Source organism: Arthrobacter sp. Dra40 (assembly GCF_059091905.1).
Genome location: NZ_JBNHHB010000054.1, coordinates 15,876 through 32,929 on the forward strand (window position 1 = coordinate 15,876; position 17,054 = coordinate 32,929).

Consider the following 17,054-nt stretch of genomic DNA (forward strand, 5'->3'; position numbering starts at 1 on the left):
CCGTGGAGGAGCGGCCGGAGGGACCTCGGGTGCCGGCATATGGAATGCTTTGGGTCTTAGGAAGCAGCGCCCAAGCTGCATCGCTCACATAGATCGTGGACACGGTCATATAAAAGGCACGCCGAGTCGAGGGAAAACGCCCCTGTGTCTTATGAGCGACCGTTCATTGGGTCAGTCATGACCGAGGATCCCACGGCTTGGTTCAGGGTGTGAGCGGGCTTTGCAGGACGCGGAGTGCAAAGGCGGCGTCACCTTCGATGATTGCGGTATCTTCAAGGTCGGAGCGGCCCCAGAGACCCAGATACATCTCTTGCAATGGGGCGGTAATCGAAGCTTTGGAGGGCCCTTGGCCGATTTTCCAGCTGGTGGCACCGGGGACGCGGAAGGTCACAGCCGCTTCCGGGCGTGGCATCAGTTCCAGGCGCAACTGGCGTGGGGTGAACATTGACAGAACCTCGTCAATACCGTCGAGCATGAAGTTCTCGTCGAGAACCGGGGCCTCCAGATCTGATGCTTGGCAGGCGTCGACGAGGTGGATGGCGTGTTCGTGTGCCTGGCGACGAAGCCAGAACCCGGCCGTGCGCGGGGGCGGGCCAAAGTTCCAGCACTGTGCCTCCGGGTCAAGTGCCGCCATTGTCCTCAGGAAAGTGTTGGTGCCGTCGATAAACCATGCTGCGGCGTCCGTGGTCGGCGGGGCCGGTTTGTCGGCAGGCTTCCCCTCTTGAAGCACTTCGGCTGCCCACCGTTCGATGGATCCGAGGTGCCCGAACAGCTCATCGAGCGTCCACCCTGGGCAGGCAGGAACAGAACGGGTCAGTATTTTCTCCGGCTGGCATGCGAGCGGGATGAGACGGTCGAGGCTGGTGGCCAGCGCTGCACGGTAGCGGTTGGACGACATGAGTCGAGCATAACGGGCCACTGGCGAGCACCACTTGATGTAGAGGCCTTTCAAAACGCTCCACCGCGGGTGGCTGCCGAGGTTTATCGGCTCTCTGACTCCTCTTCGCGGTGGAGACCTCCACACTCCAGATCAAGCTTGACGGTGCTGGCAATGAATCGTCTTGGGGGAGCGGTGCGCCTGATGAACCATAGCCGTTCTGTTGGTGGCCGGAACGGAACTGTACCCTGCGAAGCGAAGGACTACGAGTCCGCCTTATCAAATAACCAATCGTTGCAGGTGAAGCCGCCGCCGCCCCATAGCGTTTTCATCGGGCATTTTTGCAGGCAGGGCACACGCGAACCAGGAAGACCAGTGTTTATGTTTGACTTTGGTGAACGGGGGAGCGCTCTAAAGTTGTGCGCTGAGGGACCAGACTATGCGACTCAACCGCGGACGGGTTAGCTAGGTTGGTGCTCATGCAGCAGCACTCCCCAGCTTCGACAGCAAGGCCGTCAAGGCTGCCCGGACCCCGGTCGTTAGCGTCGGCTCGATCACGGGCGCAAAGAACGGGGAGTGATTGCCTGCAGGCGGGGTTTCATCCTCGAGCATTTCCTGGGAGTGCCCGCCGAAGAACCAGTACACGCTTGGGACTCCGATTGCCTCTGCCAGTAGGCCGAAGTCCTCGGATGCCATAACAGGGGGTGTCTCCCGGACGGCGTCCTTCCCCAGAACCGGTTCCAAAGCCATGATCAGGTCTTCGGCGGAGGCCGGATCGTTGTAGCACTGCGGGAAGCTCGAAATTTCTTCGATGAAAGGTTCGGGAGCGCCCGAAACGTGGGATTCAGCGCTGATGATGCGGCGTAGCGAGCCGAGGACCATGTCACGTACCTCGTGATCGAAAGTCCGCACGTTTAGTGTGAACTCTGCAGATGCCGGGATGATGTTCTCTTTCAATCCGCCATGGAACGTTCCGATGGTTACAACAGCGGACTTCATTGGAGGGACCTGACGAGAAACGATTGTCTGGATGCGCACTATCATGTGGGCGCCAAGCACGATGGGATCGATGGAGTGCTCAGGTTGCGATCCATGCGACTGTCGGCCGTGGACCGTAACCTTCCACGAGTCCGCCATGGCCATGGCGGTACCCTTGCTGACGTTCACGGTGCCGGCCAGTCCCGGCCAAACATGCTGCCCGTAAATGATTTCCGGTTTGGGAGCCCTGTCCCACAGCCCATCCTCGACCATCGCCTTGGCGCCAGCTGCCGTTTCCTCGCCTGGTTGGAAGATGAACACTGCAGTACCGGACCATGCGTCACGGTTTTCGGTTAGGAGTCGGGCGGCCGTCAGGCCCACGGTGATGTGGGCGTCATGTCCGCACCCGTGCATGACGGGCACTTTGCTGCCGTCGGGCAGCGTGCCAGTTGCCGTACTGGAATAGTCTAGGCCGGTGTCTTCCTGCATGGGGAGGCCATCGATGTCCGCACGGTAGCCAACGACGGGGCCGTCACCGTTGCGAAGGATGCCGACCACTCCGGTGCCTCCGCAACGGAAGGATTCAATTTCCAGCTGGTCGAGCTTTCCGCGAATATATGCGGCGGTGTGTGTTTCCTGCATCGACAACTCGGGATGCTCGTGCAGGTATTTGTAGGTCCCGTGCATATCGGTGATGTGGCTGGCGGAGAGGTCGAAGAGAGTAACCGTAGTGGTCATGATGGCCATTCATTAGGTGATCGAAGGGTTTAGTTGACGAGCTTAGTGGTTGCTTGTGTTTGCGGGAGCGCGGGAACCATGATCGTTGGGACCACGATTCTGATGGCGGGCTCGGCGGCCCTAGACGAGGCATCAGGATAACGAGGACGCCACGGTCACCACCACAGCAATCGCCGTAACTCGGCAGCGGCCCTGTGTAAGCCCTGGTTCGGGTGTGGGTGCATCCCAGGGCAGATCGCAAATAGGCGATGTTTGCGCCCCGCTTCTAGTTCATCCACCGTCTGAGCCAGCTGACGCCGCTGGGTGGGTGTTCTGCAGCGACGTGCAGGTCGGGAAAACTCGTCGCGATAATGCAGGAGGAATGCGCTTATTTCCGCGAAGCAATGGAGGTTTCATAGGGGATGATCAAAGCGGGCTCTGGCATAGGTTTCCTTTCTGGTTTTGTCAGGGGCACTATGTGGTGTCCACGCGATTAGGTCACCTCCGGCATCCGTGACCACGGGAGCGGCTAAACCCTCGACGTCATTAGGGAGGGAAACTTTTCGGTGCCGATCGGGGGCGCCTTTGAATTCCGTCGTACCCCCGACTTTGACTTTCGGCGGGACGTTTCGCCCGATCGGCACCGTGGACTAGTTCCAGGGACGAAGCATTTAACGCCGATCGAGACGACCGCGTTTGGGCTCCTAGGGAGGTGCTTAGGGATGACTTTCGGCGCGGGGCTCTGCCTGCAGTCGGCGGGTGGTCTTCATGCTTCCCAGCAGACCGCGGTAGCTGCGGTGTACGTTGATAGCGGCCAGCGTCGCTATGACTGCCTTCAGGAGGTCCCCGGGCATGAACGCGATTGAACCCAGGGCTGAGGTAGACAGCGGCAGACCAGTGATCATGCTCGTCCAGGGCACCCCGAAGGCGTAGATCACCACGATGCCGCCCAAGACCACACTGAGTAGGACTGCGATGAATTGGGCAGCACGGCCGGTCCGCTTCAGTGCCCAGTGCTTGACCAGCAACCCTATGACCAGGGCGGCGGGGATCCAGCCGATGAGGTAGCCACCCGTCGGGCCCAGGAATACCCCGAGACCGCCCCTGCCTCCGGCCAGCAGCGGTAGCCCTGCCAGCACCAAAGCCTGTAGGACTATGACGGCGAGCATTCCGCGCATAGGCCCAAGCAGCGCGCCGGCGAGCATCACGCCCAAGGTCTGGAGGGTGATGGGCACCGGGATGATGCCGATAGTGATCGGCGGGACCAAGCCGAGGGCGGCGATCATGGCGGCGAAAACGGCCACGAGCACCGTGTTGTGGGTGGTCTGCGAAGTGTCGGGGGACATAAGGATCCTTTAGGTTGGGCTAAGTAACTGGGATGGGACTAATTCAGGCAGAGGTGCGCTGGGTTGTGCGCGGCCGATGTGGTGCCGAGTCGTAGCACCGGGCATCGAGGGCCAGGGCGATCTCCTGGGCAGACTTGAGAGTTCGTACGAGCAGGGGAACCAGCAGGGCCAGGGGGTTATGATCCAGGCCGCGGGCGAACTGGGCTTCGCGGACCTCGAGATACTGCTGGCGGATTTCCGGAATGAACCGCACCGTCATCGACAGGGCCAGGCTCATCTGGGCTGGGTTCAAACCGAAGCGCCGGGTGGGCGCCAGGACCCGTTCGAACAGGGCGAGCATCGCGCTGAACGGCGTGCTTAGGCTGACGGCGTAGGCGAACAGGCAGAGGCTGAGCAGCCGTAGAGCCGAGAGCGCGGCCGCCTCCCATCCGTTGGTAAGCCCTAGGGCGGCGAAGACGATTCCAGCCATGACGAGAAGCCCAGCCAGGATCCGCACCAGACGGACCAACGGGGTTCGGGTGAGCAAGGCTGCGACTACGGCGAGGACGAGGATCGCGGCCTGAACGGCCAAGTGTGCCACAGCGTAGATGCCGAGACTGGACAAGCACAGGAAGGCGAACTTCCAGCCGGCCGGGATGCAAGTCAGGACTGAGGTGGACTTTGTCATCAGTCGCTGATTCCGCGGTAGAATTCTGCGGCGGCCCCGGGGGCACCATCGAAGGCGACCCGCCCATTGTGCATCACTAAGACGCGTTGGAAGTTGTCGATCAGCTCGAGATCGTGGGTCACTACGATGGCCCGCTGGTCAAGATCGCTGATGGCGGCTTGGAGCCGGCGCCGGTTGCGCCGATCCAGCATGGTGGTTGGTTCGTCGAACACGATCGTGGACGGCTTCATGACCAGCACGGAGGCAAGGGCGACCATCTGCTTCTCCCCGCCAGACAAGGCGTAGCACTCTCGATCGCGCAGGTGAGTGATGCCCAGGCGATCCAGGATCCCGTCAACCCGGGCCGCGATCTCGGTTCCGCTCAAACCCAAGTTCTTCGCGCCGAAGGCGAGATCCTCGGCCACCAGCGGCATCACGATCTGGTTTTCGGGGTTCTGGAAGACGAACCCCACCTGGCGCCGGATCCGCTTTGCGTCCTTTGCGGTGGTCAGCTCGCCCACCTGGACCGTGCCGCGGGTGGGCAGCAGCAAACCGTTGAGGAGGCGTACCAGGGTGGATTTGCCCGAGCCGTTGAGCCCGATCACCGCGATGCGGTGATCGTTCAGGCTCAGGTCGAGGCTGCGCAGGACCTCTTGGCCCTCCCTGATGACGGAGACGCCCGTCAGCCGGATGCCAGGGTGCTGAGGCGCTGATGTCCCTGCGGGCTGATCGCGGCGCAAGGGATTCCGGAGTGATTGCTTGATCGACACCCTAAGCGTTCTCCTGGCGGGTCTCTGTGATGAAGTACAGCTGTGAGTGCAAACGGCATTCCGGATTGAACTCTGCAGCGCACCGCGGGCAACCGTTCACCGCAAGGTAGTCTCGGATGGACAGTTCGCTATTGCAGACCCCGCAGAGAACGGCAGTGATGTGGTGCTCGTCGGCCGGCCACTGAACCGCCGGATGACCCGCGCTCTCCTGATGGCATAGATGGCAGGGGTAGTACTGGCGGCAGCAGCGGAACTTGATTGCGACCACATCCAGTGGCGTGCGGTAGTGGACGCACCGTGTCTGGTCATCGACTGGGCTGCCCAGAACCCGTCGCACCGTCACCTTCTCTCGCTCCGGCAGGAGCCACAGCGCTGCAAATTCTGTTCTAGCGGCACGAGTATCCCTTACTTACGTATTTCATTAGTTGTGACTGACGCCCGTAGACCCACGCAATATAAGTTCCGTCGGGAAACGTTTTTCTTCTACCGCGGTGTCGGGGTTGTCGATTCGAGCGAGGAGAGCCTGAAGCGACACTTTGGCCATTTGCTTTATGGGTTGCCGGACTGTCGTGAGGTCAAGCACTTTCCACGCCGACATCGGGATATCGTCATAGCCGGCAACCCACAGGTCTTCGGGCACACGCAAGCCACGTTCTTTTGCCGCGTCGATGACGCCAAACGCGACGATGTCCGTCGTGCAGAAGATCGCATGCGGCGGGTCATCTGCGAGCAACAGCCTTCCGGCATCGAGGCCCGCCTCATGGGTGAATTCTGTCTCGGGGGCGCGAGCAAGGGGGATGCCGATTCCCGCTTCGGCGAAGGCATCCACGAATCCCTTGCGTCTTTCGCGTCCCGTGCTGATCCCCGGTCCGCCGCCGACGACGGCGACGTCCGTGCGGCCGTGAGCGAGGAAATAGGTTGCGACGGCCGCGCCACCGCCAACGTTGTCTCCGGTGACCTGATCGCTAGTGACCCCCTCCAAACTACGGTTGACGAGGACGACTGGAAGTCTCATATCGAGCGCAGTGCGCAACGCCTTTGAATCCCGGGTTGCGGTGGTGAAGATCAACCCGTCGACGAGCTTGGACCGGATGGCCTCGATCGCTGCCTGTTCGCTGTTTTCGCCCTCGGACACCCAGAAGTTGGTTCGGAGGCCCGCAATGCCGATCTCCCTAGCCAGTGCATACATCATCTCGGGATACCAGGGGTTGGTGATTTCGCCAGCGATGACACCGATCGTCCCCGACCGCCGGGTACGCATTGCGCGTGCCTGCGCGTTAGGTACGTAGCCGAACCTGGCCATTGCTTCCTCGACCCGGCGCCGGTTCTCTTCGCTGACGCGCGTCGATCCCTGCACGACCCGTGAGACGGTGGCCTGCGATACGCCGGCTAGCCGTGCGATCTCCCTGCCAGTCAGCATATCCCTCATCTCCGGCGACTAAACGTGTCACATCGCCTTTATCCTGCCGAGCCTATAGATGATAACCGGAAGTGCCCGCGGGGGCCGTACCGCTGTCGGCACGGCCCCCGCATAAGCCTGTCAGCTCACTTGGTCGGCCAAGAACTTCGCAACGAAGGCGGTGTTGAATTCACCACTGCGGAACACGTCGCTATCAAGGATCTCGCCCTGGAACTGTGCCGTCGTGGTAACGCCATCAACCTCCATTTCTTCGATCGCCCGCAAGGCGCGACTAATCGCCTCATCACGGTCCTGACCCCAGACGATGAGCTTGCCGATCATCGAGTCGTAGAACGGCGGAATCACATAGCCAGTCTCAATGTGCGTGTCGAGCCGCACCCCGAACCCACCCGGAGCGCGGAAGTTCTCAATCAGACCGGGATTCGGAAGGAATCCCTTTTGCGGATCCTCTGCGTTGATGCGGCATTCGATCGCGTGACCGCGGATGACGATGTCATCCTGAGTCAGGGGCAGTGGATTGCCGGCGGCGATTACGAGCTGGAGCTTGATCAGGTCGATGCCCGTGATCATCTCGGACACCGGGTGCTCCACCTGGATGCGCGTGTTCATCTCGATGAAGTAGTACTTTCGATCGATGTTGTCGAACACGAACTCCACCGTGCCGGCGTTGCGGTAACCGACCTCCTGGCACAGCGCGACGGCGGCCTGGGCGAGACCGTCCCGCAATTCGTCATCGAGGACGGGAGACGGCGCCTCCTCAACCAGTTTCTGATTGCGTCGTTGTGCCGTGCAGTCCCGCTCACCGAGATGTACGGTCGACTCACCGTCGGACATGACCTGGATCTCGATGTGCCGGATATCGGTGAGGTACCGCTCAATGTACACGGAAGGGTCCCCGAAGGCCGTCTCGGCCTCTGACATGATCTCGCTGAGGTTCCGCTCGAGTGTCTCGCCGGACTCGACGACGCGCATGCCGCGGCCACCACCGCCCGCAGCGGCCTTGATCAAGAGCGGGTAGCCGACCTCGCTGGCCACGGTGAGTGCCTCATCGTACTGGGCGATCGCGCCCAACGAACCCGGCACCGTTGGGACGCCGGCTGCGCGGGCAATTTTCTTGGCCTCGATCTTGTCGCCCATGCGGCGGATGATGTCCGAGGCTGGACCGACGAAACCGATTCCCTCCTGCTCGCACAGTGCCGCGAAATCGGCGTTCTCGGCCAGGAAACCGTAACCGGGGTGAATCGCATCTACCTGGAACGCCAGGGCGGCACTGATGATGGCTTGCGGGTCCCGGTAGCTCTTGACCGAGTTCGCGGGACCGATGCACACGGCCTGGTCGGCGAGCTTGACCGGCAGCGATTCACGGTCGGCCTCGGAGTAGGCCAGGACGCTGCGGATCCCGAGTTCCTGACAGGCGCGGATGATGCGGAGCGCGATTTCGCCCCGATTAGCGATAAGGACGCTGCCCAGCTGCTCAGGCATCGCGCTTGATCACCATCAGCGGCTGACCATACTCGACGGCCTGTTCGTTCTCTACGAGAATCTGCGTCACGACGCCGTCCACGTTTGCTTCGATATTGTTCATCAGTTTCATGACCTCGAGGATGCACAGGACCGAATCCCGGCTGACGCGATCGCCGACGTTGACGAACGCAGGGGATCCCGGCTTCGGAGAGGCATAGAAGATGCCAACCATCGGGGCGGTAATGACAACCTCGTCCTCGGTGGCCGCGGTCGGAGTAGAAGCCGGCGCGGCGACAGGCGCGGGCGCAGGAGCGACCGCAGCGGCTGTGGCCGCCGGGGCAGGGGCCACCTCGGGAGCAGGGGCGGTCATCGCCACGGGCGTTGCGGTGGTCGGGGCCATGGCGGTGCGCTCATTGCGCGATACGAAGAGTTCGACGTCTCCGTACTTGATCGACAGTTCACGCACATCGGTGGTGGTGTGCGCCCAATCAACGAGGGCCCTAAGTTCGCGAATGTCAGGCTGGTTAAGCGACATGGTCAGTTCTCTCCTTTGGTAATGCTGATCTTCAGGTCTCCGGCATTCAGGGTCTTGGTGCCGGTCTGGCCGGTTGCGTGCAGCGACTTCACGATCCCGAGCAACGGGTGCGGGATCTCGTCGGGGTTACCGCCCGAGGCGACGGCCATCTTCATCTCGTCGACCTGGCTTCCGGCGAACATGGCCCTCAGCAGGTGGTGATCAATCGACTCGTCGGGATAACGTGCCGCGAGGTCTTCCAGCATGGGTTTCGGTTCGCTGGGCTCGAGCGCGATATCCGAGGCACCATTGTCGATGATCTTCTGCCGCAACTCGGGGTCGATTTCGGCGAGCAAGTCACCGTAGTAACCGAGCACATACTTCTTAATCTCGTTCGGCACCATCTTGTAGCGCTCGCCAGTCATGACGTTCATGGCCGCTTGGGTTCCGACGAACTGCGCGAATGGCGTGATCATGATTGGGTACGCCAATTCAGAGCGGACTTGCGCGATCTCCAGCAGCAACTCGTCGTAGCGGTCGGCGAGCCCGGCGGTGGCAAGCTGCGTGCGGAAGTTCGAGAGCATGCCCCCGGGAGTCTGGTGCATGAAGTGCAGGCCGTTGTACTCGATCGGTTCGCCGAGGGGCTTGTTCTCGTGTTCGGCGATCTGGCGAATCGTCTGGCTGATCTCGCCGATCTTTTCGTCATCGACGTTCACTACGTAGCCCAAAGCGCGCAGATCACGCACGACGTTCTGCACCGAAGGCTGGCCGTTGCCGGAGGAGAGCGGGGCCACAGAGAGGTGCAGCGAATCCGCGCCGGCCTCGGCCGCCTCGAGGCAGACGAGCGGTGCCAGCCCGGTGAGGGAGTGGGTGTGGACCTCGAGCGGACGATCACCGATGACGTCCTTGAGCGCCGGCACCAGTGTGCGGATGCGCTCCGGGGTGAGCAGACCCCCGGCATCCTTGAGCATGATCCGGTCGACGTCGGCTTTCTCGATGAGCTCCGTTGCTTTCGCCACGAACAGCTCGTCCGTGTGGACGGGACTCTCGCAGAATGACACTGCACCGAACGTCTCGGCTCCGAGCTTCTTGGCGTGACGCAGCCCGGGGGCAATGTTGTCGATGTCGTTCAGCCCATCGAAGGAGCCGATCACCCGGAATCCGTTCGCGTACAGCCGCTCCACCCAGGCCATGATCACGTCATCGGGCAAAAAATCGAACGCGGCGATGTTCCGGGAGCGGAGGAGGGCGCGAAACTTGGTGTTCGGCGCGAGCTCGTGAGCGCGGCGCACCCGCTCCCACGGATCCTCCTTCAAATAGCGCACCGCTACATCGAACTGGATCGGCGCCACGAGATCGACGTGCTCAAAGCCGACCTTGTCGAAGTCCGCAGCCATCTGCTCGATGTGTTCAGTCCGCATGCGCGTCGCCCAGATGCTCTGATGCGCATCACGCAGCGTGGTGTCGATGATCTTGATTTCGCGCCGGCTCCCGGCTGGTCGCCCGCCCACGCTCATTACCGACGCGATCGTTTCAGTTGCGTCCATCAATTCTGACCTCATTCCTTGGCGTCACCCGGGCCGCCCCCTGTGGTGAAATCGTATTCACGTTTCATGAAATCGTACTCACCGGGTTTCGTCAACCCCCCGATGTGATTCTTGACACGACACGTCGAGACGATAAAACTAGGTACGACGTTCACGGCACTGACGGGCCAAGAGGCCTGGGTAGCGTGGGCGGTCGCCGCTAATGCCCAGGCCGCAAAACTCGATCAGCCGTACTGCCTGCATACGAGCTGTCGAACCGGCCCGTGCAGTTTTGCGGAATGACCTGCTGGCCTGCCCGAAGCTGTGAGCGATCGGTTCCGAAGTATAACGCTTCCTCTTCAGAGGGATGCGTCCAGCCGTCCTGTGCACGTGGATGCGGGGAGGCGGGGCGAACCTCGACAGGAGAGCGAAGTCAACCCGGGCCCGGAAATCCGGGCTGATGTGTCAATACTTCAGGCATCATGACTTTTTGTTAGCCAATTCGCAGCGTAAACATGAATACGTAGTCAGAGCGTTAGCAGTGGACGCTTCACCTATGTGTTCGACCTGAATTAGAAGGGTAATTTGATGGTTCAATCAGTAGACAAGAGAGAGCCCGCTGTAGGCGAGGATTTAATATCCGGGCGGCAGCGTCGTAGATCCCTTCGTGCGAGTACGATCGGCCAGCTGTTGGAATGGTACGAGTGGAGTTCTTACGCCGTATTCGCTCCATTCATTGCGGCCGCGATGTTCAACCAGTCAGATCCCGCCTCGGCTCTTCTTTCAACGTTGGCAGTATTTGCGGTTGGTTTTCTCATGCGCCCGCTGGGCGGCGTTGTATTCGGAGCGCTCTCGGACCGTAAGGGAAGAAAGAAGGTCATGATCACCACGATGGTCATGATGGCCCTGGCCTCCGTGGCAATTGGGCTCATGCCGTCGTATGAGACCCTCGGTCTCGGTGCGTCTATTGGGCTGCTTCTGATCCGGATGATTCAGGGCTTCGCTCATGGTGGCGAGTCGGCGACGGCGAACAGCTACATTCCCGAGATTGCCCCCCGGCAGAAGCGCGGGCAATGGGGCAGCCTCGTATTCGTCGCAATCTTCGGTGGCTCGGTCATTGCGTATGTATTGGGAGGTGTCATTTCCCTGGTTCTTGCGGAATCGCAAGTGGCCGAGTGGGGATGGCGAATCCCGTTCATCTTGGGTGCTTTTGGTGCGGTGTTTGCTCTCTACCTTCGGCGGGGGATGCACGAATCTGAGGTCTTCGATGAGAAGAATGACGAGGTCGCGGTGAAGCCTGTAGCGATTTCCACTCCGGTGGAAGGTGCAGTTGCGGGCCAAGGTGTCGGGGCGCGGAATCCGCGTCCCCGGTGGGTTTCAATCCTCTTGATCATCGGAATGGTGTCGGGTGTGACAGCGGCCCACTACACCTGGTCATCTTATGTTTCGACGTATGCCATCACGCAGCAAGGAATGTCCATTCAGGGTGCGTATTGGGTGACGGTCGTCGCGCAGGTTATAGGTTTGGTGGCGCTACCGCTCTGGGGCCGGCTCTCTGACCGTATCGGACGCAAGCCAGTCATCTATTTCTTCGCGATCGCGATGGGTGTGCTTCAGATTCCCCTCATGGCAATGATCACTGATGAGCCGTGGACTCTGCTGGTTGCTTCGACAATTGCTCTGGTGATCGTGGCTGCTTCGGGTTCGCTGCTGTCCTCGATCATGTCGGAAGTCTTCCCGACGTCGCAGCGCACCCAAAGCATCGGCCTCGCCTACTCGGTGTCCGTGGCTGGTTTTGGCGGCACCGCACCCTACGTGTACCAGTTGTTCGTGTCAATCGATCTGACATGGCTGTCCGGGGCCTTGGTCGTCGTTCTGTGCCTCCTGACCCTGGTCGCAATGAAGTTGCTGCCGGAAACCAAGGGAGTGGATCTGCGGGCCGTGTAGTTCGACCCGTCTAAAGTACTGTCAGACGCCTTGCCGCCGTCATGCACCTCTTCAATCCCGCAGGCGGGTGACGGCGGCGGGTGTCTGGCCAGGTTTCCTCCGCCTGCCGTCTGATGCAGGCAATGACGGTTTGGACTTCGGGCTGACACCACTGCAGGGCTAAGCGGATGTCGGAAAAAGCGGGACGTGGGGGTACGAGCTAGAACATTCTCGCGTCCCGTAGGTCGCGAGTAAGCACGTTCTACGACTTGTCGGGGCCTGTTTGCCCTGGCCTTCCACCTTTCGAAGTCAGCATTAAACAAAGGCATTTCACTTATGACCACAACATCCCGCACTCCCGTCCTGGAGCTCTTCCGATTAGATGGAAAGGCAGCGCTGGTGACTGGGGCTTCAGGCGGTCTTGGGCGTTCCATGGCTCTCGCACTTGCGGAGGCCGGGGCCGATATCCTGGCGGTTGGGCTCGGTGACCTCGATCAGGTAGCTGAGGAGGTACGTGACCGCGGGGTTAACTGCTCCACTTATGTAACTGATCTCAGTGTCCTAACACAGGACACCGCAGCACATCTGATCTCGTGGGCTCGAGACGCGTTCCCACAGCCGACCATCTTGGTCAACAATGCCGGGATTATTCGGAGAGGCCCAGCCATCGAGACGGCACAATCAGATTGGTTAGCAGTTCTCGATGTGAACCTCACTGCTCCTTTCCTTCTCAGCCAAGCTTTTGCTCGTGGTGTTCTCGCGGCGGGTGATGCCCCTGCCAGCATCATCAACATCGCCTCGATCAACTCGTTCCAGGGCGGCGTGGAAGTTCCTGCTTATGCGGCTTCCAAGCATGGATTGCTTGGCCTCACTCGAGCGCTGGCCAATGAATGGACTCCGCATGGCATCAGGGTTAATGCCATTGCCCCGGGGTACATGGAAACCGACTTCACCCTTGCTCACAGGGAGAACGCTGAGCGGGCGGAAAACATGTTGCGCCGCATTCCCGCCAACAGTTGGGGACGCCCACAGGATCTTTCAGGAGCAGTCGTGTTCCTTGCGTCAGACGCAGCTGCCTATGTCAGTGGCGCTGCCCTCACTATCGATGGTGGGTGGCTGTCTCGATAGTTGAGTGCCAACTTCGAAAGAGAGTTGCTGTCATGTCGAAACTTGGGAAATGAAGGCCGGAATGTGAGACCTATGAGGAACAACTACTTACGTTTCCTGCAGACGCTCGTACAACTCGAGACGGCATCTGGGAATCTGGAGGCCCAGCACCATCTCCAAAGCCTCTGCATCGACTTTGTGGAGCAGCACACCTCTGATGTCACCATCAGTCGCGGGAACAACTATCCCTGGACGTTGCTCACAACTGGCAGCGGGTCGGCCCCGGTGATGTTCGTCTGTCATACCGACACCGTGCCAGCCGGCGCCGCCGGCTCTTGGTCCTCTCACCCGTTTGACGGTGCTATCGATATCGAACGAGGGACACTCCACGGCAGGGGGAGCGTTGACATGAAAGGCGGCCTGGTCGCAGCATTGGTCACCTTGATTCGCGCGAACGTCGCCGGAGCTGACGTAGCTGTCCTCTTGACGGCGGATGAGGAAATCGGCAGTCAAGGAGCTGTTGTCGCAGCTGAGGGGCTGGCCCAACTAGACCCCGCGTTTATCATTGTTCCTGAGGCCACCAACAACCAGGTTTCGCTTGGTCACCGTGGGGCTCTTTGGGTGAGGGTCGAAGCGCAGGGCGTAGCCGCCCACGGTTCTCGACCACATGCCGGAATCAACGCCATCGAGACTCTCGTGAGGGGAGTCGTCGACAACCTCGATGCCTTTCCTGCGGCCTCCGATGAGTACTTGGGTAGAGAAACGGTCAACCTCGGTTACCTTTCCGGGGGGAGCGTGCCCAATATCGTTCCGGACCATGCAGAGCTATCCCTAGATTTCCGCACGGTAGGTGATCCCCAACGAATTCTCGACTGGCTCCGCGGCCTCCAGGGTGACCTTCGAATCACAGAGCTAATCAATCTGGCTCCCGTCCGCGCCGGGCAGCCCCCGACGGTATTGCGGGACTACTCGCCAGCACCCGCAGCCCCCTACTTCACCGACGGTTCGGTTCTCCAAGACCGGTTCCCCGATGCCCCCATCGTGATCTGGGGTCCAGGAGATCCTGCCATGATGCACGCCATCAACGAGACACTTGATCTATCCTCTCTCGACACTGCGATTGAACATTTTTGGCGGGCTGTATCGGGAGTGTCAGATTAACGGGATAGTCCCTCGTTGAGATGCTGAATGGTGCGTTCTAGCCGAGGTTCAACGAACTCTGACGAAGCCGCAATCCTCGCGTAGGCGTGCAGACCCGCTGCTAGGGCAATGCACGCCCTGAAGGCCACGTTTGTTTGATTCCTGCGGGACGGGGGGGTGTCCCTATGTTCTTCGTCAAGGGGTCAGGCTGCCTTGAGCTGAGGCGTTTCGTAGAGGGTCATGTCGCGGAGCATTGCGAAGAGGACATCGCAGCGGCGTCTGGCCAGAGCGATGAGAGCTTGGTTGTGGCGTTTTCCCTCGGCGCGTTTCCGGTCGTAGTAGGCGCGTGAAACCGGGTCCTTCAGTGCCGCGAACGCGGAGAGGAACAAGGCGCGTTTGAGGACTTTGTTTCCCTTCTTCGATGAATGGTCGCCGCGGATGGAAGTGCCCGATCTCCAGGTCACCGGTGCGAATCCGGAGTAGGAGGCCAGATGTCCTGCGGAGGCGAATTCCTTGCCGACGATCTCGGTGATGATCCGTGCTTCCGTCCTGACGCCGACCGCCGGTATGGAGGTCAGGACGAGGTGAAGAGGGTGGGCCTCCACGAGTTCTTCAACCCGGGTCAGAATCTGGGCGCGGGACGTGCGCAGCTGCGCCAGTTGCGCGGCGAGCTGCGGCAATACGATGCCGGCGGCGCCGGTGCCGGATACCACCACGGTCTGCTCGCCGAGGGCGGAGAACACCTCGGCCGCCCAGCGCTTGCCGGCCCGCGGCGCGAACTTGCGCAGCAGTGCGGCCACGCGGGTCTGACCGGCCTTTTGCAGGGCGTCCGGGGTCGGGTACCTGACCAGGAGCTCGGCCATCGCCCGGTGGTCCAGGTGGGGTCCGATCGCCCGTTCCAACGCAGGGTGGATCTGGGTCAGCAGTCCCCGGATCCGGTTGGAGGCAGCCGTTGCCTGCTTGGCCAGGTCGTCGTCGAAGCCGCAGAGCATTGAGAGTTCCGCGGCCTGTTCATCGGCTAGGGCGATGGCGCGCAGGGTGTGGGGCATGGTCCGGGCCGCTTCGGCGATGATCGCCGCGTCCCGGGCGTCGGTCTTGGCCTCGCCCGGGTGCAGGTCCGCGATGCGGCGCATCGCCAGGCCGGGCAGGTAACCGACCAGGATGCCTTCGTCCTGGGCCACGGCGACCGGCAGGGCACCGATTGTGGCCGGCTGGTCGACCACCAAAAGCAGGGTCCCATGCCGTGCGAGGGAAGCGATGATTTCACGCAGTTTCGCCTCGTCCTGGGGCAGCGCCTTGTCCAGCAGTTTCTTGCCTTCGCGGTCTAGCGCGACCGCGTGATGGTTGCTCTTGCCCACGTCAACGCCGATAAAGACATCAACAAGATGGTGCTCTTTGATCACGCCGCCTCCAGACATCAATCCAGTACGAGTGCTGGCATGTCCTGCGGCGCCAGAGTCCGGCATCCACGTTACGGCCGACCTGCCATGGTCAAAGCTTCGGCTGGTCTTGTCCCCATCTCTAATGGGGGTGGCTGGTCTGCGACTGGCTGGCAGACTGGCCACCGACTCTGCTTCGCATGGCCCGGTCCCTATCTGGCCCTTCAGGTGCCTTTTCGCTGACGTGCCTGCGGAGCGGGGTTGGCGTCGGTCTGACCTTGTTTCGATGGCTTCATAGAAGGTCGCCCGCGTCCGAGGAAACTCGGTCCGCGTGGCTCGTTAGAGATACGCCTCGAAACAGTTGCTCTTCCAGACCGACGCCGTACGGCTAATATCCCTCGGCACGGAAGGAGACGCCGCAGTGACCAGTGTGGCAGAGCAATATGAACATGTCATTGGCGTGGACACGCACGCCAAAACACACACTTACGCGATATTGAATGCCGGTACGGGGCGCATTTCTGACACCGGAACGTTCCCCACCACCGCGGCCGGACTGGCCCGGGCGGTGGCTTGGATGCAGCGACGTGCTTCCGGAAAGGTGCTGGTCGCAATCGAGGGAGCTGGTTCCTACGGTGCTACTCTCGCCCGCGCTCTTCATACGGCAGGAATCACAGTCTGCGAGGTCCGCCCACCCAAACGTGCCGCCCGCTCGGGCAAGGGGAAATCGGACGAGATTGATGCGGTGGCAGCGGCGCGTACCGCTCTTGGTTCCGAAGTGGACTTGTTGTTGACTCCACGAGCAGAAGGGATCTGCGCAGCCCTGAGGGTGCTGCTAGTGAGTCGGAGGGCAATGGACAGTCGCAGGACCGCGGACCGGAACGCGCTCACCGCCCTGTTGCGAAGCTTCGACCTTGGCATCGATGCAAGAAATCCCCTGACGGATGCCCAGATCCGGACGGTGGCCGCTTGGCGTGCCCGTACCGACGAGCACATGGCGGCTTCGACGATCCGGATAGAAGCCCGCCGGCTCGGGCGCTCGATCAATGATCTGACTGCGCAGATGAAGGATAACTATGAGGCACTGACCCGGCACGTGAGCGAGCTTGCGCCTGGGCTGCTAAACATTCATGGAGTCGGACCTGTCTGTCAGCGGCCATGAAAAACTGCCCGTAGATGGCCACGAAAGTGCCCGCTGGCGGCCAGTAAAACTGTCCATTCGCGGCCATGTAATCTGCCCACTT

General features: G+C 61.0%; 15 protein-coding genes. 4 read left to right on the plus strand and 11 right to left on the minus strand.

What is annotated here, in order from left to right; all coding sequences use genetic code 11:
- Positions 1-202 precede the first annotated feature (202 nt).
- From AC5RWT_RS19455 to AC5RWT_RS19500, 10 genes are all read right to left on the minus strand, one after another.
- Positions 203-898: a maleylpyruvate isomerase family mycothiol-dependent enzyme gene (locus tag AC5RWT_RS19455; protein WP_494081601.1), complete on the minus strand. Its 696-nt coding sequence runs from the start codon at positions 896-898 to the stop codon at positions 203-205.
- Positions 899-1,354: 456 nt separating this feature from the next.
- The gene (locus tag AC5RWT_RS19460; RefSeq protein ID WP_494081615.1) at positions 1,355-2,593 is read right to left on the minus strand and encodes an amidohydrolase; all 1,239 of its coding nucleotides are present in this window, start codon (positions 2,591-2,593) and stop codon (positions 1,355-1,357) included.
- Between the two features lie 695 nt (positions 2,594-3,288).
- Positions 3,289-3,918, minus strand: coding sequence for a biotin transporter BioY (locus tag AC5RWT_RS19465; protein WP_494081602.1), 630 nt, complete (start codon positions 3,916-3,918; stop codon positions 3,289-3,291).
- Positions 3,919-3,961: 43 nt separating this feature from the next.
- Positions 3,962-4,585 carry an energy-coupling factor transporter transmembrane component T family protein gene (locus AC5RWT_RS19470; RefSeq protein WP_494081603.1) on the minus strand — a complete coding sequence of 208 codons (624 nt, stop codon included), beginning with the start codon at positions 4,583-4,585 and terminating at the stop codon, positions 3,962-3,964.
- Positions 4,585-5,334, minus strand: coding sequence for an energy-coupling factor ABC transporter ATP-binding protein (locus tag AC5RWT_RS19475; RefSeq protein WP_494081604.1), 750 nt, complete (start codon positions 5,332-5,334; stop codon positions 4,585-4,587). The genes AC5RWT_RS19470 and AC5RWT_RS19475 overlap by 1 nt, the downstream gene beginning before the upstream one ends.
- 1 nt (position 5,335) lies before the next feature.
- On the minus strand, positions 5,336-5,677 hold the full coding sequence (locus AC5RWT_RS19480; RefSeq protein WP_494081605.1) for a CHY zinc finger protein: 342 nt from the start codon (positions 5,675-5,677) through the stop codon (positions 5,336-5,338).
- A gap of 78 nt (positions 5,678-5,755) precedes the next feature.
- The gene (locus AC5RWT_RS19485; RefSeq protein ID WP_494081606.1) at positions 5,756-6,763 is read right to left on the minus strand and encodes a LacI family DNA-binding transcriptional regulator; all 1,008 of its coding nucleotides are present in this window, start codon (positions 6,761-6,763) and stop codon (positions 5,756-5,758) included.
- Between the two features lie 111 nt (positions 6,764-6,874).
- Complete coding sequence (gene accC, locus AC5RWT_RS19490) at positions 6,875-8,236, minus strand: acetyl-CoA carboxylase biotin carboxylase subunit (protein WP_494081607.1); 1,362 nt, start codon at positions 8,234-8,236, stop codon at positions 6,875-6,877.
- Positions 8,229-8,753, minus strand: coding sequence for an acetyl-CoA carboxylase biotin carboxyl carrier protein (gene accB, locus AC5RWT_RS19495; protein WP_494081608.1), 525 nt, complete (start codon positions 8,751-8,753; stop codon positions 8,229-8,231). Before accB ends, accC begins: the two co-directional genes overlap by 8 nt.
- A 2-nt stretch (positions 8,754-8,755) precedes the next feature.
- Positions 8,756-10,279, minus strand: a complete 1,524-nt coding sequence (locus AC5RWT_RS19500) for a pyruvate carboxylase subunit B (protein ID WP_494081609.1) — start codon at positions 10,277-10,279, stop codon at positions 8,756-8,758.
- A gap of 567 nt (positions 10,280-10,846) precedes the next feature.
- On the opposite strand from AC5RWT_RS19500, the gene AC5RWT_RS19505 reads away from it, so the two are divergent.
- The 3 genes from AC5RWT_RS19505 (at position 10,847) to AC5RWT_RS19515 (ending at position 14,452) form a co-directional block, all read left to right on the plus strand.
- The gene (locus AC5RWT_RS19505) at positions 10,847-12,205 is read left to right on the plus strand and encodes an MFS transporter (RefSeq protein WP_494081610.1); all 1,359 of its coding nucleotides are present in this window, start codon (positions 10,847-10,849) and stop codon (positions 12,203-12,205) included.
- Positions 12,206-12,520: 315 nt separating this feature from the next.
- The gene (locus AC5RWT_RS19510) at positions 12,521-13,312 is read left to right on the plus strand and encodes an SDR family oxidoreductase (protein WP_494081611.1); all 792 of its coding nucleotides are present in this window, start codon (positions 12,521-12,523) and stop codon (positions 13,310-13,312) included.
- A gap of 72 nt (positions 13,313-13,384) precedes the next feature.
- Positions 13,385-14,452, plus strand: a complete 1,068-nt coding sequence (locus AC5RWT_RS19515) for a M20 family metallopeptidase (protein WP_494081612.1) — start codon at positions 13,385-13,387, stop codon at positions 14,450-14,452.
- A 182-nt stretch (positions 14,453-14,634) separates the two neighbouring features.
- On the opposite strand, the gene AC5RWT_RS19520 is transcribed toward AC5RWT_RS19515, so the two are convergent.
- Complete coding sequence (locus tag AC5RWT_RS19520; RefSeq protein WP_494081613.1) at positions 14,635-15,849, minus strand: IS110 family RNA-guided transposase; 1,215 nt, start codon at positions 15,847-15,849, stop codon at positions 14,635-14,637.
- A gap of 382 nt (positions 15,850-16,231) precedes the next feature.
- Between AC5RWT_RS19520 and AC5RWT_RS19525 the strand changes: the two genes are divergently transcribed.
- Entirely contained in the window at positions 16,232-16,972 is a 741-nt protein-coding gene (locus AC5RWT_RS19525; RefSeq protein WP_494081614.1) for an IS110 family transposase, read from the plus strand.
- Positions 16,973-17,054 lie beyond the last annotated feature (82 nt).